1 pseudogene is annotated in these 808 nt (G+C 61.5%); it reads left to right on the forward strand.

The window, feature by feature from the left end:
• A pseudogene (locus tag Q1A87_RS23565) lies at positions 1-758 on the forward strand (hypothetical protein); the annotation flags it as partial.
• Positions 759-808: the final 50 nt, after the last annotated feature.

Raw genomic sequence — 808 nt, forward strand, 5'->3', positions numbered from 1 at the left:
CCAGCCCGGCCGCACGCTGCGCCGAGCCAAAGGCTCCGCGCGCGGCCTCCTACACCACAGGGTGGGACACTATCCGCATGGCGGAACTTCGCTCCCTTGCCGCACGCAAGCGCCTCGTTGTCGATCGTGACCATTACCGCCCGGAGCAGCAGGAAGCCCGCCTGCATGGGCGGCGGATTGCGCTGAGCGACCTCAATGAAAATACGGCGGCGAGGACCTCCTTTCGTTCGGCGATCGTCGGTGCGGCAAACGAGTTGCTTGCCGAAGGCAAGCTGAAACGTACGGACGAGGCGATCGAAGCGAACATCGACCTGATCAAGGGCCGCGCGAGCGCCTATCAAGGTCGACATCCAAGTCGCGAACATGGGCACAAGCACAGGGCCTACGACAACAGCTGGACACCGAGTCCCCGCACGATCCGGAAATGGCTAAAAGCGGAGGCCATCGGCGGGGAACTGGCGCTCGTCGACAACATTCAACGACGAGGCGGACGGGGGTCGGCCCTCGACCCGGAAGTAAGCTGTATCCTGTGGCGGAACGTTCAAGGCTATCTGCACCGTTCCGCTCCGTCGATGAAGATGATTCACGAACGGATCACGGCGGACGTTCTTGCGCTCAATGACAGACGACGTGCCGAGCATGAATCACAGGACGATGCCGTAGGGCCGTATAGGCCATTGCCCGTTCCCGCACGGACAACCGTTCGTAACGCAATCGGGAAGCTGGATAAATTGGTAGTGTCCCGGGGCGTGGTGTAGGAACTGGCGTCCACCTGCTTCTTCATAGCTGGTGTCGCTCGTTCATTGAG

It is taken from the genome of uncultured Jannaschia sp. (assembly GCF_947494055.1).
Taxonomy (GTDB): domain Bacteria; phylum Pseudomonadota; class Alphaproteobacteria; order Rhodobacterales; family Rhodobacteraceae; genus Jannaschia.